Below are 26,644 nucleotides of genomic sequence, written 5' to 3'. Positions count from 1 at the left end.
GGAGGGAGGAGAACAGCATGTACGACGAGAATTACCTGGCCAGCCGGCTGGCCCGCCACGCGACCCTGACGCCCGAGAAGCGCTTTGCAAGCCGCCCCGGGCAGGAAGACGTGAGCTACCGCGCCCTCTTCGACGGGGCCGAACGCATGGCCCGCGCCCTGATCGATGCCGGGCTCCAGCCCGGTGACCGGGTGGCGGTGCAGGTGGCCAAGTCGCTCACCGCGCTGGAACTCTACATCGGCACCGTTCTTGCAGGCGGCATCTTCCTGCCCCTGAACACCGCCTATACCGGGCCCGAGGTCGCCTATTTCCTCGGCGACGCCACCCCCGCCGTGGTGGTCTGCGATCCCAGGCGCGAGGCCGAGATCGCGGCGCTGGCCGGGGCGGCCCGTCTCTTCACCCTCGGCGCCGACGGCACCGGCACCCTGGCCGAGGCGCAATCAGCCCAGCCCTCGGGCGAGTTCCACGCCGTCCCCCGCGCGGCCTCCGACCTCGCGGCGATCCTCTACACCTCCGGCACCACGGGCCGCTCCAAGGGCGCGATGCTGAGCCACGCCAACCTCGCCTCCAACGCCGAAACCCTGCGCGACCTCTGGCGCTTCACCGACAAGGACGTGCTGATCCACGCGCTGCCGATCTTCCACACCCACGGGCTCTTCGTGGCCACCAACGTGGCGCTGCTCTCCGGGGCCTCGGTGGTCTTCCTCGCGGGCTTCGACCCCGACGCGATCCTCGAGGCCATGCCCGAGGCCACCAGCCTCATGGGCGTGCCCACCTTCTACACCCGCCTGCTGTCCGATCCCCGCCTCGACCGTGAACGGGCGGCGAACATGCGGCTCTTCATCTCCGGCTCCGCCCCGATGCTCGTGGATACCCACAAGGCCTGGGAAGAGCGCACCGGCCACACGATCCTCGAACGCTACGGCATGACCGAGACCAACATGTCGGTCTCCAACCCCTACGAGGGCGAGCGCCGCATCGGCACCGTCGGCTTCCCCCTGCCCGGGGTCGAGCTGCGCATACGCGAAGAGGGCCACGACGTCGCCCAGGGCGAGATCGGCGTGATCGAGGTCCGCGGCCCCAACGTCTTCCAGGGCTACTGGCAGATGCCCGAGAAGACCGCCGAGGAACTGGGCGCCGACGGCTGGTTCATCACCGGCGACCTCGGCTTCACCGACGCCGAGGGCTATGTCACAATCGTCGGCCGCGCCAAGGACCTCGTGATCTCGGGCGGGTTCAACGTCTACCCGAAGGAGGTCGAGGAGGTCATCGACGACCTGCCCGGCGTGCTGGAAAGCGCCGTCATCGGCGTTCCCCACCCCGACTTCGGCGAGGCGGTGGTGGCCGTGATCGTTCCCGAGGGCGCCGGCACCGATGCCCCGACGATCGCCGCCGCGCTCAACGAACGGCTCGCGAAGTTCAAGCAGCCCAAGCACATCGCCTTCCTCGACGCCCTGCCCCGCAACACCATGGGCAAGGTCCAGAAGAAGGCCCTGCGCGACGACTTCGCCACGCTCTTCGCCTGAGCCCATCCACTGTTCTGAAATATCCTCGGGGGACGTCGTGCCAGCGACGGGGGGCAGACAGCCCCCGCCCCGCCCGAGGCCCGCACCACGCCAGACCCGACACTCCCACAGCGCGCCTGGACCCGGAATTTTCAAAAATTCCGGACCGTTTTCTTCGAAGAAAACGGATAGCCCCTCGCGGCGGCGCACCGGTTCGAAGGGCGCACATCCCCTCCCCCCGCGGCCAAGAATTTTGCGAAAATTCTTGGTAAAATTCTTCGAAGAATTTTACCCGTCCAGCCGCGCCCGCAGCGCCAGAAAAAGAACCAGAAAAAAAGGCCGGCCCCTCGGGACCGGCCTTTGGCTCATTCCGCCGCCGCGCGTTTCGGCAGCACCCAACCGGGTCGCGGGAAGTGGCAGGTATAGCCGTTCGGGATGCGTTCCAGGTAATCCTGGTGCTCCGGCTCGGCCTCCCAGAAGTCGCCCACGGGCTCGACCTCGGTCACCACCCGCCCGGGCCAGAGGCCCGAGGCCTCCACATCCGCGATGGTCTCCTCGGCACAGGCCTTCTGCGCGTCGTCGACGTAGTAGATCGCCGACCGGTAGGAGAGCCCGATGTCATTGCCTTGCCGGTTCAGGGTTGTGGGATCGTGGATCTGGAAGAAGACCTCCAGCAGCTGCCGGTAGCTGATCTTCTCCGGATCGAAGATCACCTCGATCCCCTCCGCATGGGTGCCGTGGTTGCGATAGGTCGCATGGGGCACGTCCCCGCCGGTATAGCCGACACGGGTTTTCTCCACCCCCGGCAGTTTGCGGATCAGGTCCTGCATGCCCCAGAAACAGCCGCCTGCAAGGACGGCGCGTTCGCTCGTCATGTCTCATCCTCCACCTGGTCGAGATAATCGCCATAGCCTTCGTCCGCCATGTCGTCGCGATGGACGAAGCGGAGCGAGGCCGAATTGATGCAGTAGCGCAGACCGCCCCGGTCCACCGGCCCGTCCGGGAAGACGTGGCCGAGGTGGCTGTCGCCATGGGTCGAACGAACCTCGACCCGGATCATGCCATGGCTGGTGTCGCGCAGCTCGCTGACGTTGGCGGGCGCGATGGGCTTGGTGAAGCTCGGCCAGCCGCAGCCGCTTTCGTACTTGTCCGAGGAAGCGAAGAGCGGCTCGCCCGAGACGATGTCGACGTAGATCCCCGGCGCCTTGTTGCCCAGGTACTTGCCGGTGCCGGGGCGTTCGGTGCCGGCCTCCTGCGTCACCCAGTATTCCTCGGGGCTCAGCGCGGCGATCGCCGCCGGGTCCTTGTGATAGCTTGCCATGCGGTTCTCCTTGTCGGCTTCGATACGGGCTCGGTTCCCCCATGTGCCCCCGTGGCGGCCATGGGGCCCGGGCCCCGACTTGCCCCCCATGTGGGGTCTGGGGCGCAGCGGGAAAAGCCCTGTTACAGCCTGCTGCGGAGGATGTGATCCCCTGCCCGCCCTGTCCAGTGCCAGAAGCGCAGCCCCGCACCCGCGCTCTGCGGGGCTCTCCGGGACAGGCTTAGGCATCACACAGCGCGGTGGGTTGGCTACCGGCGCCCATCGAAAGACAGGCACACGACCGGCCCATGGGCCCTGATCCTGCCTCAGCGCGTCAGCTTGAGCTTGTGGCGCCCCTCGGACCAGGTGCCGTCACTGCAACGCGCGCGGATATAGACCTTGCGGGTCCCGTCCGGCACGACGACCTGCCGCAGCGTGCGGGTGAAGGGCTGCTCTTCCACGTGAGGATGGTGCAGCTTGCGGGCGCCAAGGACGTTTCCCCCCTCGTCCAGGACCTCCCAGAGGTCGGCGTAATGCTCCCAGCCGCTGTCGTCATGGCGCAGGGTGACCGAGATGTTCCAGCCGCCCGCCGCGCGCTTGGCCGTGGCGCCGACGATTTCGGGCGGGGAGGCGAGCGCAGGCAGCGCCGGCAGCAGGGAGAGCAACGCGGCGCAGGTCAGGGTGCGGGGCGAGGAAACGGGACAAATCTTCTGCATCGCCCGCAGCATAGGCGCGCCGGGCTGAAACAGGTGTCACACTTGCGTGTGACCGCCGCCTGACGCCACGGCGCTTGATCGGTGCAGCCCCAGCCTGTATTTCCCGCAGGACCCGGGATGGAGACCCGGCGGCCCCACGGGGCCAGAGGAGACCGGCGACGGGCGCCCTCCAGGGCCCCAGACCGGGCTTGGAGACTGGCCGGACAGGCCCCCGGGCACGCTCCGGATGAGGGACCGTCACGGGCCCGTGTGAGGGGAGAGACCTATGCAGATGCCGCAGCCCGATCCGCGCGTCCTCGCGCTCAAGCCCCGGCTCCTGTCGGAACTGCGTGCCGTCCTGCCGGGCGATGCGCTGATCGACGCCCCGGCAGAGCTGCTGGCCTATGAATGCGACGCGCTCAGTGCCTACCGCTGTCCGCCGCTGGCCGTTGTCCTGCCGCGCTCGACCGAGGAAGTCGCCGCCGCGCTGAAGATCTGCCACGCCCTCGGGGTGCCGGTGGTGCCGCGCGGCGCGGGCACCTCGCTGGCGGGCGGCGCCTTGCCCACGGCGGATTCCGTCGTCCTCGGCCTGATGCGCATGACCGCGGTGCTGGAGACCGATTACGCCAACCGCCTGATCCGGGTCGAGGCCGGGCGCACCAACCTCTCGGTCTCCGGCGCGGTCGAGGCCGAGGGCTTCTTCTATGCGCCCGATCCCTCATCGCAGCTGGCCTGCGCCATCGCGGGCAACATCGCCATGAACTCCGGCGGGGCCCATTGCCTGAAATACGGGGTGACCACCAACAACCTGCTGGGCGTGAAAATGGTCCTCATGGATGGCGAGATCATCGAGCTGGGCGGCGCGCATCTGGACGCGGGCGGGCTGGACCTCATGGGCCTCGTCTGCGGCAGCGAGGGGCAGCTCGGCGTCGTGACCGAGGCCACCCTGCGCATCCTGCCCAAGCCCGAGGGCGCGCGTCCGGTGCTGGTGGGCTATGCCTCCTCCGAGATCGCGGGGGCCTGCGTCTCGGATATCATCGAGGCCGGCGTGGTGCCGGTGGCGATCGAGTTCATGGACGGCCCGTGCATCCGGGCCTGCGACGATTTCTCGGGCGCAGGCTACCCGGACTGCGAGGCGCTGCTCATCATCGAGGTCGAAGGCTCCGACGCGGAGATCGAGGAACAGCTGGCGGTGATCCTCGAGATCGCCCGGCGCCACGACCCGGTGGAACTGCGCGAGAGCACCTCGCCCGAAGAGAGCGCCCGTATCTGGCTGGGCCGCAAGAGCGCCTTCGGCGCCATGGGGCAGATCAACGACTACATGTGCCTCGACGGGACGATCCCGGTGAACGCCCTGCCCCTCGTCCTGCGCCGCATCGGCGAGATGAGCCGGGACTGCGGGCTGGACGTGGGCAATGTCTTCCACGCCGGCGACGGCAACATGCATCCGCTGATCCTCTACAACGCCAATACCCCCGGCGAGTTGGAGAAATGCGAAGCCTTCGGGGCGGAGATCCTGAAGCTCTGCGTCGAGGTCGGCGGCTGCCTGACTGGCGAGCATGGTGTCGGCATCGAGAAGCGCGACCTGATGGAGGTGCAATATGCCCCCGCCGATCTGGAAGCGCAGATGGCGGTGAAGGATGTCTTTGATCCGCAGTGGCTGCTGAACCCGGCGAAGGTCTTCCCGCTGGCGGTGTCGGCACCGCGCCGTGAGGGGGACGTGCGCGATGTCGGGTGAAGGTAGAGTGCCCTGCGGGGCGGGTGGAGGGGCGCTGCACCTCTTGGCCTGCGGCCAATTCACCCCGGGATATTTGGGAACAGTGGATGAGACCTGAGAGCGAGAGCCAGCTGGTGGAGGCCCTGCGGGACGCGGGCGGCCCCGTGGAGGTACGCGGCGGCGGCACGCGGCTGGCGTGGCGTCCGGTGGCAGGCGATGTTCTGGAGACCGGCGGGCTGTCGAGTGTGCGGCTTTACGAGCCCGGGGCGCAGACGCTGGTGGCCGGGGCCGGGACGCCCTTGGCGGAAATCGAGGCCCTGCTGGCGGAGAAGGGCCAGCGGCTGGCCTTCGAGCCGATGGAGGCCCGGGCCCTGATGGGGACCTCCGGCACGGCCACGCTGGGCGGGGTGATCGCGGCCAACGTCTCCGGACCGCGCCGGGTGCAGGCCGGTGCCGCGCGGGATTTCCTGCTTGGCGTGCAGTTCGTGGACGGGGCGGGGCGCCTCGTGTCGAACGGCGGGCGGGTCATGAAGAATGTCACCGGCTATGACCTCGTGAAGATGATGGCGGGCAGCTGGGGCACCCTCGGCGTGCTGAGCGAGGTGAGCCTGAAGGTGCTGGCGAAGCCGCCGGTGGAGTGCACGTTGATCCTGCGCGGGCTGGACGGGGCGGCGGGTGTGGCGCGGCTCTGCGCCGCCATGGGCACGCCCTATGACGTGACCGGGACGGCGCATCTGGACGCCGGGCTGGCCGGCGAGGACAGCCTGACGCTGGTGCGGATCGAGGGGCTGCCGGGATCGGTGGCCCATCGCCGCCGCGCCCTGCTGGAGGGGGCCTGCGCCGGCTGCGACAGCGTCGAGGGCGAGGAGAGTGCCGCGCTCTGGCGCGCGGTGCGCGACGTGACGCCCTTTGCGGGACGGACGGGGGCGGTCTGGCAGGTCTCGGTGAAGCCCACGGACGCCCCGCGCCTGCTGACGGCGCTGGAGGCGGCGAACCTGCGCGGGCCCGCGATCTGCGACTGGTCCGGCGGGCGCCTGTGGCTGCTGCTGGAGGAGAGTGCCGCGGCGGCGGTGGCGCTGCGGACGGAGGTGGCGGCGCTGGGGGGCCATGCGACGCTGATGCGGGCGTCGGAAGGCTATCGCGCCGGGATGCCGATGTTCCAGCCGCAGGCACCGGGCGTGGCCCGCCTGGCGGAGCGGTTGCGGGCGACCTTCGATCCGCGCGGGCTCCTGAACCCGGGGCTGATGGCCCCGACGCCGGTGGGACCATCGGTGGGAGAGCCCGCCTGATGTCGCTTCTCGTCCCCGCCCTCGCCGTGATCGTGGGGCTGATCGTCTATGGCATGCTCGTCTTGCCCGCCCCGCGCGGCGGGCCGCTGCGGCTGCTGGCGGGCGGCGTGCTGCTGGCACTGCTGGCGGGGCTCTTCGTGCTGCGCATCGTGCCGCTGGATGCCGGCACCCAGCCGGGCCGGGCGCTGGTGGCCCTCGCCCTGCTCTACCTCGGCTGGGTCGGGCTGACGGCCCTCGTCGTGCAGATCCTGCGCCGCCGCGCCCCGGACCTGCCGGTCTGGGCCCCGGCGCTTGGCGCGGTTTCCACCCTCGTGCCCGTGGCGGGGCTTTTCCTGGCGGAGGCGATGGCCTGATGCAGACGACTTTCTCTCCCGAACAGCTGACGGACCCGGGCACCGCGCGGGCGAACCAGATCCTGCGGTCCTGCGTGCACTGCGGCTTCTGCACCGCCACCTGCCCGACCTACCAGGTCCTGGGCGACGAGCTCGACAGTCCGCGGGGCCGGATCTACCTGATCAAGGACATGCTGGAGAACGAGCGCGTCCCGGACGAGCGCACGGTGAAACACCTCGATCGCTGCCTCTCCTGCCTCGCCTGCATGACGACCTGCCCCTCGGGCGTGCATTACATGCATCTGATCGACCATGCCCGCGCCTATGTGGAGGACCACTATCGCAGGCCATGGTCGGACCGGGCGCTGCGCTGGGTGCTGGCGCGGATCCTGCCCTATCCCGGACGCTTCCGCATGGCGCTGCTGGGGGCCAAGCTGGGCCGTCCCTTCGCGCGGTTCCTGCCCGACCCGCGGCTGCGGGCGATGATCGCCATGGCGCCCAGGCGGGTGCCGCCGGTGTCGCCCAATGACGCGCCGCAGGTCTTCCCGGCCACGGGCCCGCGCCGGATGCGGGTGGCGCTGATGACCGGCTGCGCCCAGAAGGCGCTGAACACCGACATCAACGACGCCACCATCCGGCTGCTGCGGCGGCTGGGATGCGACGTGGTGGTGGCCAAGGGCGCCGGCTGCTGCGGGGCGCTGACCCATCACATGGGCCGCGCGGCGGAAAGCCACGGCTCCGCCGCTGCCAACATCAGGGCGTGGGGGCAGGAGATCGCGGGCGAAGGCCTCGATGCCATCGTGATCAACACCTCGGGCTGCGGCACCACGGTGAAGGATTACGGCCACATGTTCCGCAACGATCCGCTGGCAGAGGAGGCAGCACGCATCTCGGCGCTGGCCTGTGACGTGAGCGAGCTGCTGACCCGGCTTGAGATTCCCGAAGGGACGGAGAAGGGCCTGAAGGTCGCCTATCACTCCGCCTGTTCGCTGCAGCACGGGCAGAAGGTGAAGACCGCGCCCAAGGATCTGCTGAAACGCGCGGGCTTTGCCGTGGCGGAACCGGCGGAGCCGCACCTGTGCTGCGGCTCGGCGGGGACCTACAACCTGATGCAGCCCGAGATCTCGGGCCAGTTGAAGGCGCGCAAGGTGGGCAACCTCGAGGCGGTGAAGCCGGATGTCATCGCCGCGGGCAATATCGGCTGCATGATGCAGATCGGATCGGGCACCGGGGTGCCGGTGGTGCATACGGTCGAACTGCTCGACTGGGCGACCGGCGGACCCGCGCCCCGGGCACTGGACCCGGCGGCCAAGCCCGGCCACGTCTGAAGGAGGGCGCCATGTCCGCACTCGCACCGGGACGCGGCCGCCGTGGTGCGGGGCTGTCGCGCCCCGATCGCCCCAGTCGCGCCGGGATCGTTCATCGTCTTTCCCCAATTCCGCCCCAGAGCGGGAATAAGTCCTGAGGGATCAACGATTCCGTCAGGACCGCCCATGTTCCGCCCTGCCCTTCGCCCCGTGACTCGCCCTGCGCATCTGCTCGCCCCCGCGCTGCTGCTGATCCTGCTGCTGTCCCTGCTCGGCCAGCCGGTCCACGCGCAGCAGGACAGCCGGCTGCAGCGGCTCGATACGGGCGACGACTCGCGTGGCTGGGAAGCGGTCGGGCGGCTCGACATCGACGGCAAGGGCTTCTGCACCGGCGCGCTGGTGGCCGAGGACCTTGTGCTGACGGCGGCGCATTGCCTCTATGACCGCCACACCGGGACCCGGATCGACCCCACCAAGATCGAATTCCGCGCCGGCTGGCGCAATGGCCGGGCCGAGGCCTATCGCAACGTGCGCCGCGCCGTGGTCCATCCGGAATATCGCTATGGCGCCTCCGTCTCGACCAAGCGGGTGCAGGACGACGTGGCGCTGCTGGAACTCGAGATGCCGATTCGGAACACCACGGTGATCCCCTTCGAAACCGAGCCCACGGCCCGGGCGGGCACGCGGATCGGCGTCGTCTCCTATGCCCACGACCGGGCCGAGGCCCCGGCGCTGCAGGAAATCTGCTCGGTCATGGCGCGGCAGGAGGGCATCCTGATCCTGTCCTGCGACGTGGACTTCGGCTCCTCCGGCGCGCCGGTCTTCAGCATCGAAGAGGGCAAGCCGCGCATCGTCTCGGTGATCTCGGCCAAGGCCGAGGTCGAGGGCCGTCCCGTCGCCCTCGGCATGCAGCTCGACGCCCCGCTCGCAGCCCTCAAGGCAGAGCTGAGCGCCGGCAAGGGCGTCTTCCTCGGTCCCGCCCCGCGTCAGAGCCGCGTGGTGGTGGGCGGTCAGCGCAATGACACCGGTGCGAAATTCATCCGGGCCGGAAACTAGCCTCCGCTGGACGTGAGGGCCCGTGAGGACTACATTGTCCGCTACCCCTCCGTTCCCCGGATGACACATGACCCGCAGTATTCCCCATGGCCCCAAGCGGTCCGCCCCCCGGGCGGAGCGGGCGGCGCATTGGCTGCTGCAGGTTCTGACGACCCTGGCACTGGCGCTTTTTGCCGGTCAGGGCGACCGGGGCGAAGCGGCCGAGACCACCCGGTCCTGGACCGTGTCCCAGACCGACATGGCCCTTGTGCAGCCGGTCAAGGCCAACACCCGGGCGACCGAGGATCAGCCGGACAGCGACAGCGGCAACAGTCCCACGCTGCCGGTGGAGGCCTGCGTGCTTCCGCTCGGCGACGACGAGGCGCTGCCGCAATGCATGGCCCCCGCCGATGCCCTCGATCCCCGCTCTGCCCACGGCCTGCGCCCCGAACCCCGGGCGCCCCCGTTCAGCCTCATGCCCCCGCACGACGCATGACCTGACGCGAGTCCGCGGACTCGCATTCTGAACGGAGGCTTTCATGGCCCTTTCCGCCCTTCCCTTTCAGGCGCTTCTGCCTGCGATGGGTGCGCTTGCGCTCATCGGCACCGGCATCCGCCGCTCCCGCGCCCGCCGCGCGGAGGGCTCCCGCGCCCCCCGCGCACCGATACAGATGCCCAAGGAGCTGCCGGCACCGCCCGCCCGGCGGCGCGCGGCGAAGCCCGATGCCGCGGACCTGCCCACCGTGGCCTGCAGCGGCTGCGGCACCCCTATCCCGCAGGGCGAGACCCAGTGCCGCTGGTGCGAGCTGAAGGCGGGCAAACCGTCCCAGAGCAACCGCCAGACCCTGATCAACTGGGCGCTCTTCCTCGCCGGTTCTGCCACGATCCTCGCCGTGGGCTTCTGGCTTCAATGATCCGAGGCCCGGTGGTCCAAGGTCCATTGACCTGAGGCTCCGTGGCCCTGGACGCAGCGAACCTGGGCCCACGGCGCCTGGAAGACGTGACCTGAAACCCGGGATGGCGGCGCTCGCGACAGGGTGATCCGCGCGGAGCAGGCAACAGCCTGCCGGGGGTCTTGAAACCCCGCCGCCGCCTTCCCAGATCCCAGTTACGGGACGCCGCTTCAGGGTCCCGTATCCCAGCCTGTCCCTTCGGGAAGGCATCACAGGTATCGCTTATCCAGAGGATAACCACATGCGTAACTTCGACTTTGCCCCGCTCTATCGCGCCACCGTCGGCTTCGACCAGATCGCCGACATGATGGACCGGGTCCTGACCAACGACGTCGCTCAGCCGAGCTACCCGCCCTACAACATCGAGAAAACCGCAGACAACGGCTACCGCATCACGCTCGCCGTCGCCGGTTTCTCGGACGAAGACCTCTCGGTCGAGGTCAAGGAAAAGATGCTGGTGATCGCCGCCAAGAAGGCCGATGACGACAGCCAGCGCACCTACCTGCACCGGGGTATCGCCACCCGCGCCTTCGAACGGCGCTTCCATCTGGCCGACCACATGCGCGTGACGGGGGCGACCCATGCCAACGGCATGCTGCATATCGACCTCCTGCGCGAAGTCCCCGAGGCGCTGAAACCGCGCCGCATCGAGATCGCCTCCGGCGATACGGTCGAGGCCAAGGCGCTTGAGAACGCCGAGGCATAAGGCTTCAGACCCCAAGACCCCTCGTATCTCAGTGGGCGCGGCTTCGGCCGCGCCCTTTTTTCGTGCATGTCCCAGAGTCTGATCCAGGATCTGATCCGCAGCCCCATCGAGGGTCCGACTCGCCGCCATGACGCACCGCAGCGCGCACGCAGACGCCGCCGGATCGCTGCAAAGCAGCATAAGCCCGCCGAAAATCGCCGGATCGGCCGCGCCCCCTGACAAAAAAGGGCGAAATTCGGCCAATCGGCGCAGGATCGCCAGAAATAGTCATGCATTCATGCGGCACCGTACGTAGAGTAACGTCATGAGTCGCAAACAACGCCTTTCCCCCGACGACTGGCTGAAAGCCGGTCTTGATGCCCTCGCCGCGGCAGGGCCCGAGGCGTTGAAGGCCGAGGCGCTCGCCCGTGGCCTCGACACCACCAAGGGCTCGTTCTACTGGCATTTCCCGGACGTGCCCGCCTATCGCAAGGCCCTGCTCGATTTCTGGGGCGACAGCGCCGGTGCCGCACTCGAAGACCCCGAGGACAAGACCGAGGCGGTCGGCCAGCTGCACAAGCTGATGCAGGACGGTTTCTCCGACAGCCTGCCGGCCGAGGCCGCGATGCGGGCCTGGGCCCGGACCGAGCCTACCGCCGCCGCAACGCTGGCCGAGATCGATGCCCGGCGCCTCACCCACCTCGAGAAGCTGCTGCGCCAGATCGGCGTCACCAATCCCGAGATCGCGCGCATTCTCTACGCGGCGCAGATCGGCAGCACCCAGCTGCCCGTCGCGGACACGAAGAAGACCGCCTCCGCCATGGGCACCCTCGTGGACCTCGTGCTGGCGCTCAGATGAAACTGCTGACCCCGGCGCTTCTCGCCCTTCTCAGCACCTGCGCGACCTCCGGCCCCGAACTCGCCGATCCCAGCCGCACATGGCACCTCGAGACGCTGAACGGCGCGCCCTTCACCTCCCGCGCGACGCTGGTGCTGGACGAGGCCCGGTTCTCGGGCCGCGCGCCCTGCAACAGCTACTTCGGCGGCTGGAGCGGGACCTACCCCGCCTTCAGCTCGACGCAGATCGGCGCCACCCGCATGGCCTGCCCCGATCTGGCCGAAGAGGATGCCTTCCTCAAGGCCCTCGGCGCGGCGAACCAGGCCCGGATGGACGATGGCAGGCTGATCCTGACCGGCCCAGACGATCACGAGCTTGTCTTCGCCGAAGGCGCCCCCGCGGACTGACCTCACCCGGCAGAGAGCCTGCGGGTAAAGAGGTCGAGGTACCGCGCCCGCGCCTCCGGCAACGGCTTGCGCCCCAGTTCCGGCGCCAGGTGCTCGCTCAGGAAATGCCCCGTCACCCGCAGCGCCTGCGCAATCTCCGCATCCGGCGCATCGCCCCGCCCGGCGAGGCAGTCGGGCAGCGGCAGCAGCCGGTCCGCCCATTCCCCCGCGCCGGCCTTCGACACCGCCCGCCCGGTACGCGGCGAGACATAGACCAGTCCCTCCGTCGCGCCCGTCACCGCACAGCGCGTCAGGTCGAGGCCAAAGCCCATCTCCTCCAGGAGCGCCAGTTCCCATTGCAGGTAGGCCAGCGGCCAGACCTCGCCATGCTCCAGCAGGTCCAGCAGGCGTTCCGTGCGCAGGTAGAGCGGCCCGTGGACCTCGCGCTCGGGCAGGCAGAAGGATAGCAGCGCCGTCACGGTGTTCAGCCCGGCCAGGGCCATCCGGTCGCCCATGATCACCCCCGCGCGGGAGCGCACGGGCTCCACCGTGAAGGCGCCCATATGCTCTTCCAGCCGGGCTTTCCACGTGATGTCGAGCTGTGCGCCCGGCTGCAACACCGGCGCGATCCGGCGCGAGCCCCCGCCCCGCACCACGCCCACGTGGCGGCCATGCCCGGGCGTGAAGACCTCGGCGATCGCCGCGGATTCCCCGTGCCGCCGGACCGAGAGCAGGATACCTTCGTCGCGCCATTCCATCATGGCGCCATGAGGAGCGCCTCGGCCCGCGATTTGCAAGGGGCAACCCCTTCCCATGGCGCGCGCCCCGTGCTTTATCCCCCCGCAACAGACCGGAGGATTTCCATGTACGTCGTGACCCTCACCAGCGATCCCGCGGCCCCCGCCCTCGACGGCGCCGCCGTCAGCGCCCTGCGCAATGCCTGGGGCGGCGGCGATATCCGCTGGCTCGCCACCGGCGAGGCGGCCGAGTTCCCGCTGCCCGCCGTGCCGGACACCTTCCGTCAGGCCTGGGACGACTTCCAGAAGATGCGGATCGACCTCAACCTGCAGCCCGCCGAGGGCCGCCGGAAGAAGATGCTGCTGGCCGACATGGACAGCACGATGATCCGGCAGGAATGCATCGACGAACTGGCCGACGAGGCCGGGGTCGGCGACCGGGTGAAGGAAATCACCGCCCGCGCCATGAACGGCGAACTGGACTTCGAAGGCGCCCTGATCGAACGAGTCGGCCTGCTCAAGGGCCTGCCCGAAAGCGTCATCGGCAAGGTCCTGGCCGAGCGGATCGAGTTGATGCCCGGCGGCCCGGCGCTGGTCGCCACCATGAAGGCCCAGGGCGGCTACGCGGCGCTGGTCTCCGGCGGCTTCACCGCCTTCACGGCGCAGGTCGCCACCCTCGTCGGCTTCGACGAGAACCGCGCCAACACGCTCCTCGTCTCCGAGGGCACGCTGACCGGCGAGGTCGACCGCCCGATCCTCGGCCGTGCCGCCAAGGTCGAGGCGCTGGAACAGATCACAGCCCGTCTCGGCCTGAGCGAGGCCGAGGTGATGGCTGTCGGCGACGGTGCCAACGACCTCGGCATGCTGACCCGCGCGGGCGCCGGCGTCGCGCTGCACGCCAAGCCCTCGGTCGCCGCGGAATGCGAGTTGCGGATCAACTTCGGCGACCTGACTGCACTGCTCTACCTGCAGGGCTACGCCCGCGAGGACTTCGCCGCCTGAGGCACGGGAAAGGCGGTCTGGTCTCGCAAGCCCCGGGCCCCTGCATCGGAAAGTTCGTCAACGCCCGGGCAATGCCCTCCCCGGATCGGCAGAGAGGGCCTCCACAACCTGAGGCACACCGCCCGGCCCCACGGCCCTCATCCATTTTCGTTTCAGAAATATCCTCGGGGGGAGGGGCCAACGGCCCCGTGGGGGGCGGACAGCCCCCCGGCCCCGCCGCCACGGATCACAGCCCGTAGGGCACCCACACGGTCTTCACCTCTGTCGCCGCGTCCAGGAACGCCCGTCCCTCGCCCTCGGCCCCCAGCCAGTGACGCGCCCGCGCGTCGTTCACCCAGGTCCGCTTCAGGTTGCCCGCGGCCCCTGCTTCCACCGCCTGTGACAGGTCGGTCGAGGAGAAGCACCAGACCGCCTCAACGTCCATGTGCCTGGCCAGCACAGGGGCCAGTTCCGCATGTGCCCCGGTCAGGATGTTCACCACGCCCCCCGGCACGTCCGAGGTCTCCAGCACCTGGTAGAAATCCGTCGCCGCCAGCGGGAAGATCTCCGAGGCCACCAGCACGCAGCGGTTGCCCATGGCGAGCGCCGGTCCCATCACCGAGACCAACCCCAGCAGGGGCGCCTCGTCCGGGCAGATCGCGCCGATCACCCCCACGGGTTCGCGCAAAGCCATGGCCAGCCCCTTCATCGGCACCGCCGCGAGGTTGCCTGCATATTTGTCCGCCCAGGCCCCCCAGGTGAAGAGCCGCTTCACGCAGGCCGCCACTTCCTCGGCCCCGCCGGAGCCGGTCAGCGCGTCGATCCGCGCGGCGAATTCCTCCGCCCGCGCCTCGAGGTTCTCCGCGATGTAGTAGAGGATCTGCGCCCGCAGGTGACCGGTGGTGCGGCCCCAGGCGGCGGCGCCCTGCGCGGCCTCGACGGCGTTGCGCACATCCTTGCGGTTGGCCGCGCCCACATGGCCCAGCAGCTTGCCCTCCGCACCATAGACCGCGCGGGAATAGCCGCCGTCAGGCCGGGCCTGCTTGCCGCCGACATAGAGCTTGGCGGTGCGATTCAGCCCGCCCCCTGGTCCGCCCTGCCCCAGCATCGGGGCCAGTTTCGCCAGCGGCGCGCCTTCGGCCACGGGCTTCGTATAGGCCATCAGCCCTTCCCAGCCGCCTTCCCGGCCGAAACCGCTCTCCCGGACGCCACCGAAGCCCGCCGCCGCGTCGAACATGTTCGAGCCGTTCACCCAGACCACGCCCGCCACCAGCTTGGGCGCGACCTCCAGCGCCACGTTGATGTTCTCGGACCAGATCGAGGCCGCGAGACCGTAGCGCGTGTTGTTGGCCAGGCTCACCGCCTCTGAGGGCGTCCGGAAGGTGCCTGAGACGAGGACCGGGCCGAAGATCTCTTCCTGCATCAGCGGATCGGAGGCGGAGAGCCCTGTGATCAGCGTCGGCGGATAGTAGCAGCCGCCCTCGGGCAGGGCGCAGGGCGCGGCATGGACCTCGCCCGCGTCGCACTCCGCCACCATGCGGCTGATCCGTTCCAGCTGCGACGGGTCCACGATCGCGCCCATGTCGATGCATTTGTCGAGCGGATTGCCCACGCGCAGCTTGTCCATCCGGGCGCGCAGCTTGGCGTGGAAACGGTCGGCCACGCCCTCCTGCACCAGCAGGCGCGAGCCCGCACAGCAGACTTGCCCGCCGTTGAACCAGATCGCATCCACCAGCCCCTCGACCGCGCTGTCGAGATCGGCATCCTCGAAGACGATGTAGGGCGACTTGCCCCCCAGCTCCAGCGTCAGCCCCTTGGCCTGGCCCGCCGTGGCGGTGCGGATACGGCGGCCCACCTCGGTGGAACCGGTGAAGGCCACCTTGTCCACGCCAGCGTGGGTCACCACCATCTCGCCCACGGCACCGTCGCCGGTGACGATGTTCACGACGCCGTCCGGAAGGCCCGCCTGACGGCAGATATCCGCAAAGCACAGCGCGGTGAGCGAGGTATATTCCGCGGGCTTCAGCACCACGGTGTTGCCCATGGCCAGTGCCGGGGCCACCTTCCACGCCAGCATCAGCAGCGGGAAGTTCCACGGGATCACCTGCCCGCAGACACCCATGGCGCGGCGGCCCGGCAGCTCGGCCTCCATCAGCTGCGCCATGCCCGCGTGGTAGTAGAAATGCCGGTGCACGAGCGCGATGTCGATGTCGCGCGCCTCGCGGATCGGCTTGCCGCTGTCGAGCGTTTCCAGCACCGCCAGCAGGCGGGCATGTTTCTGCACCATCCGGGCCAGGGCATAGAGGTGCCGCGCCCGGCCATAACCGCCAAGCGCCTCCCAGCCCGGCTGGGCCGCCCGTGCGGCGGCCACGGCGGCATCCACGTCCCCGGTGCTCGCCTGTGTCACATGGGCCAGAACCTCGCCGGTGGCGGGGTTGCGGCTCTCGAAGGTTTCGCCCGGCTCGGCGAAGGCGCCGTCGATGAAACAGCCGAAACGGTCGCCCTGGTCCACCAGCCAGGCCAGGGCCTCGCCCGCGCTCTCGGGCGCCTCGCCGTAGGTCATGGTCTCGAAGATCTCTTTCACGCTCATTGCCCGCCCCCGCACGACGCCCGCTTCATCTTTCCCAAAATACTCAATCTCTCAGCCCGCCGCATGGCGCCACGAGGCCGAATAGGCGCCGGTCACATGGTGTTCCAGCTGGCGCTCGATGTCCCCCAGCAGGGAGGAGGCGCCGAAGCGGAAGAGGTCGGGCCGCAGCCAGCGGTCGCCCAGTTCTTCCTTGATCAGGCTCAGGTAGACCAGCGCGTCCTTGGCCTTGGAGATGCCGCCCGCGGGCTTGTAGCCGATGCGGATGCCGGTGCGCTCGTGATACTCGCGGATCGCGCGGATCATGACGAGGCTCACCGGCAGCGTGGCGTTCACGCTTTCCTTGCCGGTGGAGGTCTTGATGAAATCCGCCCCGGCCATCATGCACACGAGGCTGGCCTTGGCGACGTTCTGCAAGGTGCCGAGTTCGCCGGTGGCGAGGATCGCCTTCACGTGGGCATCGCCGCAGGCCTGCCGGAAGGCGCGCATCTCGTCGTAGAGCGCCTGCCAGTCGCCGGTCAGCACGTGGCGGCGCGAGATCACGATGTCGATCTCGGCGGCCCCCGCGCTGACGCTCTCGCCGATCTCGGCCACCCGCAGGTGGAAGGGCGAGAGCCCGGCCGGGAAGCCGGTGGAGACGGCAGCCACGGGAATGCCCGTGCCCTGCAACGCCTTCACCGCGGTGCGCACCATGTCATGGTAGACGCAGACCGCGCCCACCGTCAGGTCGGGCAGGTCGAGCGCCGCGGCCAGATCGGCCCGCACCGGCTGGCGCGCCTTGGCGCAGAGCCGCCGGACCCGGCCCGGCGTGTCGTCGCCCGCCAGCGTGGTCAGGTCGATGCAGGAGATCGCGCGGGCCAGCCAGGCGGCCTGGTGGTCCTTCTTCACCGTGCGCCGCCCCGGCAGGGTGGCGCAGCGGCGGGTGATGGCCGGGGCATTGGCGGTGGCCGCCTCGACCCAGGCCATGTCCAGCGGCATGCCGGGATTGCGCGGTTCCACCGTCTGGGGCAGCTGGTGATGGCCGCCCTTTTCAGCCGTGTCCTGACCGGCCTGCGTGGCAGTCTGGGTGTGGTCCTGCGGCATCGGCGCCTCCCCTCGGCTCGGGCCCCAAGGCGGGCCTCAACTCAGGCCTCACATTGGCCTCCAACTCGGGCGCGACGGTCGCATGGCGGGGCAGGCTTGGCAAGCGCGGGGCGGGATCACTTGGCGGCATCGGCAGGATCGGGGGCAGGATCGGGGCCACAGGATTTCAACCGGCCGGGCGCGGGCCGCGTCGGTGAAGGGGGGCTGTCTGCCCCCCGGCCCCTGCGGGGCCTCCCCCCGAGGATATTTCGGAACAGTGGATGAGGGCTCAGCCCGGAAGGCCGAACTTCTGGGCGAGGGCGAGGAAGCCCTGCTGGGCCATGGCCTCGGGCGCGGCCTCGGTCACCGGGGCACCCTGCGCCTTGAGCGCGGCGGCATAGGCGCGCGCCAGCGTGCCCGTGCCGATGACGGCCAGTTGCTGGCCCAGCCAGAGCCCCCGGGACGCGGCCAGTTCGGCCCCGAGCAGGTGGCCCATGGCGGCGCCGGGCTGACCGGAGAGCTCCGCCGCGCGCAGGTCGGTGGCGAGGCGCTCGGGCCGCGAGAGCGTGGTGTCGAGCGCGGCCGTATCGGGCATCTCCACCGCGCCGAGGGCGGCGGCGAGACGGCCGGTCACGCTCTGCTGGAGGAAGATCACCTCGCCCGCCGAGAGGCTGGCCCAGGTGGTGACCTCGCCGGGCAGGCAGACGACACCGTCCCAGTTGGGGTTCAGGGCCATGAAGCCGATCAGCAAAAGCCGTTCGGCCCGGATGCGGGCCGCCGGGCTGGCCTGTTCCATCGGCGGCAGCACGAGGCCCCCGGGGCTGTGCAGCAGCTGGTCGGGCAGCAGGTTGGCGGGCACCGTTTCGGACGGCGCGCCCGCGGCATCGGCCATCAGGATCGACTCGCTCGCCAGACCCTCGAGCGCCGCATCGAGGGCCGTGCCCTCCAGCGGGCCGCGCAGGTCCGCACCGTGGAAGTGCCAGCCCCTGCGGGAGGTGTCATCATGGGGGAGAATGCCGATCCAGTCGTTCATGGAGAGGGCATAGGCAAGCGGCCCCCGCCGGTCAATGGGGCGCAGGGGCCCGCGGGGGCCCCTCCCCCGAACGTGACCCGGGCGCCGCGACAGGGCGGCGCCCGGGGAGAGCGAGGCATGGGCCCGGGCTTCGGTCGCGCAAGGGGCCCGAAACTGGCCCGAAGACGGTCTGTCCCGGAGGATCAGCCCTCGTTCGCGTCGGTCACCTGCATCGCGAGGATCGCGGTGATGAAGTAGCACAGGGTGCAGACGATCGCAGTGATCTGGAAGGTCTGGCGGAAGCTCTCCAGCAGTTCCGGCTCGGGAGAGAGGACCATGATGCGGACCGCGAAGAAGATCATCGAGAGCAGCATCACCCCCGCCCCGAAGAGCAGCCATTTCGCCAGCCGCGCGGTGTGGAAGCCGGAGGGGTCTTCGTCGTCGTCTTCAACTTCCGCGGCCTCTGCCTCGCGCGCCTCGCGGCGTTCCTCGTAGGCGGTGAGGGCCTCTTCCCGGGCGGCCTGCTGCTCCTCGCGCTTGGGCCAGGAATTGCGGGCGCCCATCCGGGCGGCCAGCAGCGGGTAGAGCGCAAGGGCGATCAGGTATTCCGGGATAAAGATGAAGTAGAAGCTCATCGCGCCGGTCAGCAGCATCGTCAGGGCAAAGGCCAGCGCCACGCCCCAGGCCAGCAGCGCGGCGGGGTTCAGCTTGAGCCCGTGGTACCGGGCCCAGTAGCGAGTCAGCCCCAGCCTGGGCAGCAGGTAATGCTCGGCGATGACGATCGCGCCGACGGGGGCCAGCAGCATCGCGCCATAGACGGTCAGCGGCATGATCGACCGCGCCACGAAGGGGAAGCAGGCGGCCACGGCGATGACGACGCCGACGTAGAGCGTGACCCGCGACCGCGGCACCGAGGGCATCAGGTTCGAGGCCGCAAGCCCGGCGCGGTATAGACAGGCGTTGGCCGTGGTCCAGCCGGCGCAGATCACCACGAGGATGCCGATGAAGCCGAGCGTCGCATAGGCGACGTCACCGCTGTCGAGCCCGGTCAGTGGCAGCCCGACGAGGACGGCCGCGCCGGCGCCCATGAGGCCCGCGGCGATCCAGCCGACGTAGTGGCCGAGGAACATGCCGATGCCGGAGAAGAGCCCGTAGCTCTTCTTGCGGGCAAAGCGGAAGATCGCCATGTCGATCAGCCCGAGATGCACCATCGCGCCATTGGCCCAGGCGAAGGCCGCGACTTCCCACAGGGAGATGCCGGGCGCGCCGGCGGGCGTGGTGCCGGTCCAGATCTGGTCCTTCGCCACCTCGATGAAGCTGGTGAACCCGCCAAAGCCGGTCTCGCCGGTGGCGTTCAGCGCCAGCACCGGCAGCGCCACGGCGGCCCCGCAGATGAAGCAGGCCAGCATCCAGGGCGCGCAGATGGTGGCGAAATTCGCCATCGCCTCGAAGCCGTTGGCCGCCACGACCACCACGACGGCAGCGATCAGCAGCGTTACGAGGATGAACATGCCGGAGGTCGGATACCACTCCAGCTGCACCGGCACGCCGAGCGCGAACCGCAACGCATAGGCCGACACGGTGATCATCGCCGCCGCCAGCGAGCCGTAGAAGAGCAGGATCGCAACGTTGTAGATCTTGGAGAAGTAGGGCCCGGCAATCTGTTCGAGGTAGGAAAAGAGCGAGCGCCGCGTCTCGACCGCGATCGGCGCGGTGACGAGGGTCCAGCTGGCCACCGCCAGAAGGTTGCCCAGCAGGAGACCCAGAAGGACCTCGCGGGTGCCCACGCCCATGGTCACGAAAGTCACCCCGATGACGAATTCGGTGGCGGCGATGTGCTCGCCTCCGAAAAGCCCAGCGAAATACCGCCAGCCGCGGACGTGTCGTGCGGCCGCCGGAATGGCGCTGTGTCGGGGGTGGGGTTTCGTGCTTCCGGAGGAAGCCGGGGCGGGGTGGCTGGCAATGCCTTGCGTATCGGTTAGGGCCATAGGTCCTTGGAGGTTGTTTCACTGGATCGGCGGAACCGCGCCTACTCACACAGGAAGGAAAGCCCCCTTAAACCACATCGGTTCCGCGATTTTCTGCGATGCAGCGCCAAACCGGGATTTTGCCCCGGGAACCCCTCATCGTGACGTGTTTTTCCCTCATCACGCCACACGCCGTCTGGGCCTCTCACGCAAACGGGGCGGCCCGGAAGGCCGCCCCGCGCGCAGGTCCCTGCCGATGGATCGGGTCAGACCGCCATGCAGATGTACTTCATCTCAAGGTAGTCCTCGATCCCGTGGTGCGAGCCTTCGCGGCCCAGACCGGACTGTTTCACGCCGCCGAAGGGGGCGACCTCGGTCGAGATGATGCCGGTATTCACGCCGACGATGCCGTATTCCAGCGCCTCGGCGACCTTGTACACGCGGCTCAGGTCCTTGGCGTAGAAGTAGGAGGCGAGGCCGAAGATCGTGTCGTTGGCCAGTTCGATCACGTCGTCCTCGGTCTCGAACTTGAAGAGCGGGGCCAGCGGGCCGAAGGTCTCGTCGGTGGAGAAGAGCATGTCCTTCGTGGCACCGGTCACGATGGTCGGCTCCATGAAGTTGCCCTTGCCCTGCAGCACGTCGCCACCGCCGAGGATCACCTCCGCGCCCTTCGACTTGGCGTCGGCGATATGCTCCTGCACCTTCTCGATGGCGTCGGTGGTGATGAGCGGGCCCAGCTCGGTCCCTTCCTCGAAGCCGTCGCCGACCTTCATCTTGGCCACGGCGGCCTTCAGCTTCTCGGCGAACGCGTCATAGACACCGGCCTGCACGTAGATCCGGTTGGCGCAGACACAGGTCTGGCCGTTGTTGCGGAACTTGCACAGGATCGCGCCTTCGACCGCCGCATCCAGATCGGCGTCGTCGAAGACGATGAAGGGCGCGTTGCCGCCCAGCTCCATCGAGCATTTCATCACCTGGTCCGCCGACTGGCGCAGCAGGATGCGGCCCACCTCGGTCGAGCCGGTGAAGGTCAGCTTGCGCACCTTGGGGTTCTCGCAGAACTCCTTGCCCACCTCGGAGGAGGAGGAGGACGGCAGGATCGAGAAGACGCCCTTGGGGATGCCCGCGCGTTCCGCCAGCACGCCCAGCACCAGTGCCGAGAGCGGGGTTTCCGAGGCCGGGCGGCCCACGAAGGCACAGCCCGCCGCCAGCGCCGGGCCCGCCTTGCGGGTGATCATGGCGTTGGGGAAGTTCCACGGCGTGATCGATGCTGCAACCCCGATGGGCTGCTTGATCACGGTGATGCGCTTGTCACGCTGGTGGCCCGGGATCGTCTCGCCGTAGATGCGCTTGGCCTCTTCGGCAAAGAACTCGATGAAGGAGGCGCCATAGGCGATCTCGCCCTTGGCCTCGGCCAGCGGCTTGCCCTGTTCGGCGGTCAGGATCGTGCCGAGGTCCTCCTGGTTCTCCATCATCAGGTCGAACCACTTGCGCAGGATGATCGAGCGTTCCTTGCCGGTCAGCTTGGCCCATTCCTTCTGCGCGTCATAGGCGGCGTCGATCGCCTTGGCGATCTGGGCGCGCGACAGATCCGCGACATTGGCGATGACATCGCCGCGGGCGGGGTTCGTCACCTCGAAGGTGCCATCGTCGCCCTGCACCCACTCACCGGCCAGATAGGCCGCCTCGACCAGCAGGCTCGGGTCCTTGAGCAGGGATTTCAGATCGGTTGCGGTGTCCAGCATTGGGGGGCTCCTTTCAACTTTCCGTTGAGGAAGCACTTAGTATTCCCAACGCATAGGGCCAGCGGCTATCATCTCTTTGTGCCAGAGCAGGGAGGAGCCCAGGCATGGACGTTATCGGAGTACTGGACGACGACTACGACAACCTAGGCCATATCCCCGGCGGGCCACAATATTCCGGCCAATGGGCCGAGGCCGCCGCGCAGTGGCGCAAGACCGAGTGCAACGCGGGGCGGCTGCAATCCGACCTCGCCTACGGCACGGGGGAGAGGGAACGATTCGACCTCTTCCAGCCCCATCTGCCCGGCGGCACACCGCCGAAAGGGCTGATGGTTTTCATCCACGGCGGCTACTGGATGCGCTTTGACCGCAAGCTTTTCTCGCATCTGGCGGCGGGGGCACAGGCAGCGGGATGGGCCGTGGCGATGCCCAGCTACACGCTCTGCCCGCAGCAACGGGTCTCGGCCACGGTCCGGCAGATCGCCCGCGCCCTGCCGGTCATGGCCGCGATGGTGCCGGGGCCGCTGGTGATCGTCGGCCATTCTGCGGGCGGGCACCTGGCGGCGCGGATGCTGCAACCGGGGATGCTGCCGGCAGAGGTGGCGGCGCGGCTGCGCCGGGTGGTGCCGATCTCGCCGCTGGCGGATCTGCGGCCGCTGCTGCAGACCACGATGAACGAGATCTTCCGCCTCGACATGGCCGAAGCCGCCGCGGAGAGCCCGCTGCTGATGAAGCAGCGCCTTGACGTGCCGGTGACGGTCTGGGTCGGTGCCAAGGAACGCCCGGTCTTCAAGCGCGACGCGCGGGACCTGGCGCAGGCCTGGGAGGTCGACTGCATCGTGGCCGAGGGGCGGCACCATCTCGACGTGATCGAGCCGCTGGAGATCGCGGACAGCCAGTTGCTGGTCTCCACACTGGCCTGAAGACCGGCCTGAGATCCGGCGCGCGGGGGGCAGCCCCCGCCGCCGCTTTCAGCCGAAACGGGCCGCCCAGGCCGGCACCGGGTCGCCCGGCAGGGCGCGCGCGGCATGAACCCCGCGCGCGATCGCCCGCGCCATGCAGATCGAGGCCGCATGGCAGAGCGCCAGCAGGTCAGGCACCGGCTGCGCCAGCGGCACGGCCCCGGTGGCGGCGCCGAAGATCAGGTCTCCGTCCATCGGCGTATGGGACGGCACCAGCGCGCGGGCAAAGCCGTCATGCGCCGCCGTTGCCATGCGCGTGCACTGAGCCTGGTCCAGCACCGCATCCGTGGCCACGATCCCGATGGTCGTATTGCCGTGCATCCGCATCTTGGTGACCGGCAGATGCGGGTCCGGGAAGGCGGCGGGCAGGCCCATGCCGCCGAATTCGCCCGCCACCTCGAAGGGCGCGGCCCAGAACTCCGGACCCTCGCCCACGATGGGCGAGCCCAGCGCGTTCACCGCCACCAGCGCCCCGACCACATGGCCCGACGGCAACACGACCGAGGCAGAGCCCAGCCCGCCCTTCACCGTCGCCGTGGTGCCACCGGTGCCCGCGCCCTCGGTGCCCAGCGCGAAATCCGGGCCCGCCGCCTCCAGCGCGGCGCGGCCCAGCGCCTTGTAGGGGTTCTCGGCCCAGTCCTTCCTGCCGCCGCCGCGCAGGTCGAAGAGGATCGCCCCCGGCACGATGGGCACCCGCACCTCCGGCGGGCCGAAGCCACGGCCGCGGGCGCGCAGCAGGTCCGCCACCCCCGAGGCCGCGTCGAGCCCGAAGGCCGAGCCGCCCGAGAGCACCAGCGCATCCACCTGCTGCACCGTCTTGTCGGGCGCCAGCAGGTCCGTCTCCCGCGTGCCGGGGGCGCCGCCCATGACGTTGACACCCGCGGTGAAGGGGGTCTCCGCCGTCAGCACCGTCACCCCGGTGCGGATCTCGAGGTCCTGTGACTGGCCCACCGTCAGGCCGGGCACATCGGTGATCAGGTTGCGGGGGCCGGGGCGCAGCATGGCAAGTCCTTCGTCTGGTCGGTCAATTGATCATTCGCGCTGATCATTCGGCGGACCCTAGACCGCCCCCCGCAGGCGGGAAAGACCGTAGAACGCCGGTGCCGCGTCACGCCCTCTTGCGCGTTTCCCCGGCCCCTGTACTCTCTGCCCAGGCCCGGGCGATGGCGTCGCCGAATCCCCCGCAGGGATCAGGGCCCTTCCCCTACAGTCCTGTACGCCGGGACCTCTTTCACAGGAGGTCACCTTGACCCAGCACGACCGTCCCGCCTTCTACCGTTTCCACAACGGCGAAAAGGCCCCCCTGCCCTTCGCGCCCGCCGAATACGACGCCCGCCTTGCCGGGCTGCGCGCGATCCTCGGCGCCGAGGGCCTCGATGCCGCGGTGCTCACCTCGATGCATGGCATCGCCTATTACTCCGGCTTCCTCTACTGCAGCTTCGGCCGGCCCTATGCGCTGGTGGTGACCGCCACCGACTGCGTGACGATCTCGGCCGGGATCGACGCGGGCCAACCCTGGCGCCGGTCCCATGGCGACGCGATCACCTATACCGACTGGGCGCGTGATAATATCTGGCGGGCCGTGGCCTCGGTCACCGGCACCGGCAAGCGGCTGGGCATCGAGGGCGACCACCTGACCCGCACGGTGGAGGCCGCCATGGAGGCGCTGCTCTCGCCCGCAGCGCTGGTGCCGATCCACGCCCAGTCCATGCGCCAGCGCATGTCCAAGAGCCCGGCCGAGATCGCCCTGATCCGCGAGGGCGCCCGGGTGGCGGACCTCGGCGGCGCGGCGATCCGCGACGCGATCCGTGAGGGCGTGCGGGAGATCGACGTGGCCATGGCAGGCCGCGACGCCATGGAGGCCGAGATCGCCCGCGCCTTCCCCGATGCCGAGTACCGCGACACATGGGTCTGGTTCCAGTCGGGCCTGAACACCGACGGCGCGCACAACCCGGTCACCGCCCGCAGGCTGCAGCACGGCGACATCCTGTCGCTGAACACCTTCCCGATGATCTCGGGCTATTACACCGCGCTGGAGCGGACGCTCTTCCTCGGCGCGGTCGATCCCGCCTCGCTCAAGATCTGGGAGGCCAACGTGGCGACCCATGAGCTGGGGCTCTCGCTGCTCAAGCCCGGCGTCTCCTGCGCCGAGGTGACGGCCGAACTGAACGCCTTCCTCGCCGAGCGCGACCTGCTGCAGTACCGGACCTTCGGCTATGGCCACAGCTTCGGCGTGCTGTCGCATTACTACGGGCGCGAGGCCGGGCTGGAACTGCGCGAGGATATCGACACGGTGCTGGAGCCCGGGATGGTGGTCTCGATGGAGCCGATGCTGACCCTTCCCGAGGGGACGCCCGGCGCGGGCGGCTACCGGGAGCATGACATCCTGCTGATCACCGGGGACGGGAACGAGAACCTGACGGGCTTCCCCTACGGGCCGGAGAAGAACGTGATCTGAGGGCCCGCGGGCCGTCGGATTTCAAGCCTCCGGCGGGGATATTTGGGAAACGGAAAGCGACGGCGGGGCGCCCCGCTTTCCTCTTTCCCCAAATACTCATGCCATCAGAGCCGGATCACGTAGTCCTTGCGGGTGGTCTCGACCACCTGCCAGCTGCCCCGGAACCCGCGCGGGATGACGAAACTGTCGCCCGCGCGGAGCGTCACCGACGCGCCGCCCTCCTCGGTCAGGATCGAGACGCCGCAGATCAGGCGGCAGTATTCCCATTCATCGTAGGAGATGCGCCATGTGCCAGGGGTGGATTCCCAGATGCCGGCATAGAGCCCGTCCTCCTCCACGAGGTTCCATGTGGTGAAGACCGGATCGCCCGCGATCACCTTCTCGGGCGCGGGGCGTTCGATCTCGGGCAGGCCGGCGGGGGTGACGGACAGGATGGGCATGGGCGGTCTCCGGATGGTGCGTGCCATCAGAGCCCGCCCGGGGCGCGAGGTAAAGGGTCAGTTGCCGAAGCTGCCCAGCGCGGCGTAGTCGATGGTTTCCAGCAGCGCCAGCATGGTGGCCATGTCGCCGCCCTCGGCCTTGATCAGGATGCGCCCGTTCAGCAGCGCCTGTGCCGCGCCGTCCTGCACCATGAATTTCTGTCGCCCGACCCGTTCGATCTTGGCCCCGTAGGCGGCCGCGTTGGAGATCAGCGCCCCCATGCCCGCGACCATCGGGTTGTCGGCCAGAAGCTGCACCGTGAAGCTCTCTCCGCTGCCGTCCATGTAGGCGGCCTCGGCCCCGACGCCGCCGCCCATCAGGGCAAGGCCCGCGTTCATGTCGGTATTGACCTCGCGGGTGTAGCCCTCGGGCGCCTCCGGCAGGAACCGGGTCAGCGCATCCTGTTTCAGCGCCATCATCTGCTGCTTGGCATATTCCAGCTCTTCGAGGGCGTAGGCGACATCCCCGTCGGTATAGGCGTCGAGCGCGCTTTGCAGCGTATCGGAAATTTCATCCGCGCAGAGCGGCGACGTGGCGAGGGCAAAAGCCGCAGCGGCCAGAAAGGTTTTCATGAAAATATTCCTCGAAACTGGGGCAAAACAGCGCCCGGGACT

Annotated in this window: 26 protein-coding genes; 14 read left to right on the top strand and 12 right to left on the bottom strand. The window is 69.2% G+C overall.

Annotation, left to right across the window (positions count from 1 at the left end; genetic code table 11):
- The first annotated feature begins 17 nt into the window (after positions 1-17).
- Complete coding sequence (locus ACX9MO_RS09470) at positions 18-1,526, top strand: malonate--CoA ligase (RefSeq protein WP_462214352.1); 1,509 nt, start codon at positions 18-20, stop codon at positions 1,524-1,526.
- 344 nt (positions 1,527-1,870) lie between these two features.
- On the opposite strand, the gene msrA is transcribed toward ACX9MO_RS09470, so the two are convergent.
- From msrA to ACX9MO_RS09455, 3 genes are all read right to left on the bottom strand, one after another.
- Positions 1,871-2,380 (bottom strand): peptide-methionine (S)-S-oxide reductase MsrA, encoded by a 510-nt coding sequence (gene msrA / locus ACX9MO_RS09465; RefSeq protein WP_462214351.1) that lies wholly within the window; start codon positions 2,378-2,380, stop codon positions 1,871-1,873.
- A complete protein-coding gene (msrB, locus tag ACX9MO_RS09460) occupies positions 2,377-2,826 on the bottom strand; it encodes a peptide-methionine (R)-S-oxide reductase MsrB (protein ID WP_462214350.1) in 450 nt (149 codons plus the stop codon). The genes msrA and msrB overlap by 4 nt, the downstream gene beginning before the upstream one ends.
- Positions 2,827-3,131: 305 nt before the next feature.
- The gene (locus ACX9MO_RS09455; protein WP_261398348.1) at positions 3,132-3,521 is read right to left on the bottom strand and encodes a hypothetical protein; all 390 of its coding nucleotides are present in this window, start codon (positions 3,519-3,521) and stop codon (positions 3,132-3,134) included.
- Positions 3,522-3,786: 265 nt separating this feature from the next.
- On the opposite strand from ACX9MO_RS09455, the gene ACX9MO_RS09450 reads away from it, so the two are divergent.
- From ACX9MO_RS09450 to ACX9MO_RS09405, 10 genes are all read left to right on the top strand, one after another.
- Positions 3,787-5,238 (top strand): FAD-linked oxidase C-terminal domain-containing protein, encoded by a 1,452-nt coding sequence (locus ACX9MO_RS09450; RefSeq protein WP_462214349.1) that lies wholly within the window; start codon positions 3,787-3,789, stop codon positions 5,236-5,238.
- Positions 5,239-5,324: 86 nt separating this feature from the next.
- Positions 5,325-6,506, top strand: a complete 1,182-nt coding sequence (locus ACX9MO_RS09445) for an FAD-binding protein (RefSeq protein ID WP_462214348.1) — start codon at positions 5,325-5,327, stop codon at positions 6,504-6,506.
- Positions 6,506-6,859, top strand: coding sequence for a hypothetical protein (locus tag ACX9MO_RS09440; protein WP_462214347.1), 354 nt, complete (start codon positions 6,506-6,508; stop codon positions 6,857-6,859). The genes ACX9MO_RS09445 and ACX9MO_RS09440 overlap by 1 nt, the downstream gene beginning before the upstream one ends.
- Positions 6,859-8,166: a glycolate oxidase subunit GlcF gene (gene glcF, locus ACX9MO_RS09435; protein ID WP_462214346.1), complete on the top strand. Its 1,308-nt coding sequence runs from the start codon at positions 6,859-6,861 to the stop codon at positions 8,164-8,166. Before ACX9MO_RS09440 ends, glcF begins: the two co-directional genes overlap by 1 nt.
- A gap of 165 nt (positions 8,167-8,331) precedes the next feature.
- A complete protein-coding gene (locus ACX9MO_RS09430; RefSeq protein WP_462214345.1) occupies positions 8,332-9,201 on the top strand; it encodes a trypsin-like serine peptidase in 870 nt (289 codons plus the stop codon).
- 67 nt (positions 9,202-9,268) lie between these two features.
- Complete coding sequence (locus ACX9MO_RS09425) at positions 9,269-9,676, top strand: hypothetical protein (RefSeq protein ID WP_462214344.1); 408 nt, start codon at positions 9,269-9,271, stop codon at positions 9,674-9,676.
- A gap of 43 nt (positions 9,677-9,719) precedes the next feature.
- Entirely contained in the window at positions 9,720-10,094 is a 375-nt protein-coding gene (locus ACX9MO_RS09420) for a hypothetical protein (RefSeq protein ID WP_462214343.1), read from the top strand.
- Between the two features lie 280 nt (positions 10,095-10,374).
- Positions 10,375-10,839, top strand: coding sequence for an Hsp20 family protein (locus tag ACX9MO_RS09415; protein WP_222494330.1), 465 nt, complete (start codon positions 10,375-10,377; stop codon positions 10,837-10,839).
- A gap of 304 nt (positions 10,840-11,143) precedes the next feature.
- Positions 11,144-11,677: a TetR/AcrR family transcriptional regulator gene (locus tag ACX9MO_RS09410; protein ID WP_222494332.1), complete on the top strand. Its 534-nt coding sequence runs from the start codon at positions 11,144-11,146 to the stop codon at positions 11,675-11,677.
- Entirely contained in the window at positions 11,674-12,063 is a 390-nt protein-coding gene (locus ACX9MO_RS09405) for an META domain-containing protein (RefSeq protein ID WP_462214342.1), read from the top strand. Before ACX9MO_RS09410 ends, ACX9MO_RS09405 begins: the two co-directional genes overlap by 4 nt.
- A 2-nt stretch (positions 12,064-12,065) precedes the next feature.
- On the opposite strand, the gene recO is transcribed toward ACX9MO_RS09405, so the two are convergent.
- The gene (recO, locus tag ACX9MO_RS09400) at positions 12,066-12,800 is read right to left on the bottom strand and encodes a DNA repair protein RecO (RefSeq protein WP_222494431.1); all 735 of its coding nucleotides are present in this window, start codon (positions 12,798-12,800) and stop codon (positions 12,066-12,068) included.
- Between the two features lie 105 nt (positions 12,801-12,905).
- Here recO and serB point away from each other — a divergent pair, with 105 nt between their 5' ends.
- Entirely contained in the window at positions 12,906-13,781 is an 876-nt protein-coding gene (gene serB, locus ACX9MO_RS09395; protein ID WP_462214341.1) for a phosphoserine phosphatase SerB, read from the top strand.
- 226 nt (positions 13,782-14,007) lie between these two features.
- Here the strand turns inward: serB and ACX9MO_RS09390 are convergent, their stop codons facing one another.
- From ACX9MO_RS09390 to ACX9MO_RS09370, 5 genes are all read right to left on the bottom strand, one after another.
- Positions 14,008-16,350 (bottom strand): aldehyde dehydrogenase family protein, encoded by a 2,343-nt coding sequence (locus tag ACX9MO_RS09390; RefSeq protein ID WP_462214340.1) that lies wholly within the window; start codon positions 16,348-16,350, stop codon positions 14,008-14,010.
- A gap of 51 nt (positions 16,351-16,401) precedes the next feature.
- A complete protein-coding gene (gene deoC / locus ACX9MO_RS09385) occupies positions 16,402-17,430 on the bottom strand; it encodes a deoxyribose-phosphate aldolase (RefSeq protein WP_462214339.1) in 1,029 nt (342 codons plus the stop codon).
- A gap of 268 nt (positions 17,431-17,698) precedes the next feature.
- Positions 17,699-18,442 (bottom strand): 2-dehydro-3-deoxygalactonokinase, encoded by a 744-nt coding sequence (locus tag ACX9MO_RS09380; protein ID WP_462214338.1) that lies wholly within the window; start codon positions 18,440-18,442, stop codon positions 17,699-17,701.
- A gap of 182 nt (positions 18,443-18,624) precedes the next feature.
- Positions 18,625-20,229, bottom strand: a complete 1,605-nt coding sequence (locus tag ACX9MO_RS09375) for a purine-cytosine permease family protein (protein WP_462214337.1) — start codon at positions 20,227-20,229, stop codon at positions 18,625-18,627.
- 425 nt (positions 20,230-20,654) lie between these two features.
- Positions 20,655-22,133 (bottom strand): NAD-dependent succinate-semialdehyde dehydrogenase, encoded by a 1,479-nt coding sequence (locus ACX9MO_RS09370; protein ID WP_462214336.1) that lies wholly within the window; start codon positions 22,131-22,133, stop codon positions 20,655-20,657.
- 104 nt (positions 22,134-22,237) lie between these two features.
- Between ACX9MO_RS09370 and ACX9MO_RS09365 the strand changes: the two genes are divergently transcribed.
- Positions 22,238-23,053 carry an alpha/beta hydrolase gene (locus ACX9MO_RS09365; protein ID WP_222494389.1) on the top strand — a complete coding sequence of 272 codons (816 nt, stop codon included), beginning with the start codon at positions 22,238-22,240 and terminating at the stop codon, positions 23,051-23,053.
- A gap of 48 nt (positions 23,054-23,101) precedes the next feature.
- Here ACX9MO_RS09365 and ACX9MO_RS09360 read toward each other — a convergent pair whose 3' ends face one another.
- Positions 23,102-24,094: a P1 family peptidase gene (locus tag ACX9MO_RS09360; protein WP_462214335.1), complete on the bottom strand. Its 993-nt coding sequence runs from the start codon at positions 24,092-24,094 to the stop codon at positions 23,102-23,104.
- 244 nt (positions 24,095-24,338) lie between these two features.
- On the opposite strand from ACX9MO_RS09360, the gene ACX9MO_RS09355 reads away from it, so the two are divergent.
- Positions 24,339-25,550, top strand: coding sequence for an aminopeptidase P family protein (locus ACX9MO_RS09355; protein WP_462214334.1), 1,212 nt, complete (start codon positions 24,339-24,341; stop codon positions 25,548-25,550).
- Between the two features lie 104 nt (positions 25,551-25,654).
- Here the strand turns inward: ACX9MO_RS09355 and ACX9MO_RS09350 are convergent, their stop codons facing one another.
- A complete protein-coding gene (locus tag ACX9MO_RS09350; protein WP_462214333.1) occupies positions 25,655-25,990 on the bottom strand; it encodes a cupin domain-containing protein in 336 nt (111 codons plus the stop codon).
- Between the two features lie 57 nt (positions 25,991-26,047).
- Positions 26,048-26,602 carry a hypothetical protein gene (locus ACX9MO_RS09345; RefSeq protein WP_462214332.1) on the bottom strand — a complete coding sequence of 185 codons (555 nt, stop codon included), beginning with the start codon at positions 26,600-26,602 and terminating at the stop codon, positions 26,048-26,050.
- Between the last annotated feature and the right edge of the window lie 42 nt (positions 26,603-26,644).

The organism is Pseudooceanicola profundus, assembly GCF_054919315.1.
The sequence above is the reverse complement of the archived record's forward strand: the minus strand, read 5'-3'. Positions and strand labels throughout refer to the sequence as shown.

Excerpts from the sequence above, each read along its gene's own strand:
- ACX9MO_RS09380 (WP_462214338.1), bottom strand. The coding sequence starts at position 18,442 with ATGAACGACTGGATCGGCATTCTCCCCCATGATGACACCTCCCGCAGG.
- ACX9MO_RS09450 (WP_462214349.1), top strand. The coding sequence starts at position 3,787 with ATGCAGATGCCGCAGCCCGATCCGCGCGTCCTCGCGCTCAAGCCCCGG.
- ACX9MO_RS09420 (WP_462214343.1), top strand. The coding sequence starts at position 9,720 with ATGGCCCTTTCCGCCCTTCCCTTTCAGGCGCTTCTGCCTGCGATGGGT.
- recO (WP_222494431.1), bottom strand. The coding sequence starts at position 12,800 with ATGGAATGGCGCGACGAAGGTATCCTGCTCTCGGTCCGGCGGCACGGG.
- ACX9MO_RS09370 (WP_462214336.1), bottom strand. The coding sequence starts at position 22,133 with ATGCTGGACACCGCAACCGATCTGAAATCCCTGCTCAAGGACCCGAGC.
- ACX9MO_RS09430 (WP_462214345.1), top strand. The coding sequence starts at position 8,332 with ATGTTCCGCCCTGCCCTTCGCCCCGTGACTCGCCCTGCGCATCTGCTC.
- ACX9MO_RS09350 (WP_462214333.1), bottom strand. The coding sequence starts at position 25,990 with ATGCCCATCCTGTCCGTCACCCCCGCCGGCCTGCCCGAGATCGAACGC.
- msrA (WP_462214351.1), bottom strand. The coding sequence starts at position 2,380 with ATGACGAGCGAACGCGCCGTCCTTGCAGGCGGCTGTTTCTGGGGCATG.
- ACX9MO_RS09365 (WP_222494389.1), top strand. The coding sequence starts at position 22,238 with ATGGACGTTATCGGAGTACTGGACGACGACTACGACAACCTAGGCCAT.
- ACX9MO_RS09425 (WP_462214344.1), top strand. The coding sequence starts at position 9,269 with ATGACCCGCAGTATTCCCCATGGCCCCAAGCGGTCCGCCCCCCGGGCG.
- ACX9MO_RS09415 (WP_222494330.1), top strand. The coding sequence starts at position 10,375 with ATGCGTAACTTCGACTTTGCCCCGCTCTATCGCGCCACCGTCGGCTTC.
- ACX9MO_RS09470 (WP_462214352.1), top strand. The coding sequence starts at position 18 with ATGTACGACGAGAATTACCTGGCCAGCCGGCTGGCCCGCCACGCGACC.
- serB (WP_462214341.1), top strand. The coding sequence starts at position 12,906 with ATGTACGTCGTGACCCTCACCAGCGATCCCGCGGCCCCCGCCCTCGAC.
- msrB (WP_462214350.1), bottom strand. The coding sequence starts at position 2,826 with ATGGCAAGCTATCACAAGGACCCGGCGGCGATCGCCGCGCTGAGCCCC.
- glcF (WP_462214346.1), top strand. The coding sequence starts at position 6,859 with ATGCAGACGACTTTCTCTCCCGAACAGCTGACGGACCCGGGCACCGCG.
- ACX9MO_RS09455 (WP_261398348.1), bottom strand. The coding sequence starts at position 3,521 with ATGCAGAAGATTTGTCCCGTTTCCTCGCCCCGCACCCTGACCTGCGCC.
- ACX9MO_RS09410 (WP_222494332.1), top strand. The coding sequence starts at position 11,144 with ATGAGTCGCAAACAACGCCTTTCCCCCGACGACTGGCTGAAAGCCGGT.
- ACX9MO_RS09405 (WP_462214342.1), top strand. The coding sequence starts at position 11,674 with ATGAAACTGCTGACCCCGGCGCTTCTCGCCCTTCTCAGCACCTGCGCG.
- ACX9MO_RS09445 (WP_462214348.1), top strand. The coding sequence starts at position 5,325 with ATGAGACCTGAGAGCGAGAGCCAGCTGGTGGAGGCCCTGCGGGACGCG.
- ACX9MO_RS09360 (WP_462214335.1), bottom strand. The coding sequence starts at position 24,094 with ATGCTGCGCCCCGGCCCCCGCAACCTGATCACCGATGTGCCCGGCCTG.
- ACX9MO_RS09440 (WP_462214347.1), top strand. The coding sequence starts at position 6,506 with ATGTCGCTTCTCGTCCCCGCCCTCGCCGTGATCGTGGGGCTGATCGTC.
- deoC (WP_462214339.1), bottom strand. The coding sequence starts at position 17,430 with ATGCCGCAGGACCACACCCAGACTGCCACGCAGGCCGGTCAGGACACG.
- ACX9MO_RS09390 (WP_462214340.1), bottom strand. The coding sequence starts at position 16,350 with ATGAGCGTGAAAGAGATCTTCGAGACCATGACCTACGGCGAGGCGCCC.
- ACX9MO_RS09345 (WP_462214332.1), bottom strand. The coding sequence starts at position 26,602 with ATGAAAACCTTTCTGGCCGCTGCGGCTTTTGCCCTCGCCACGTCGCCG.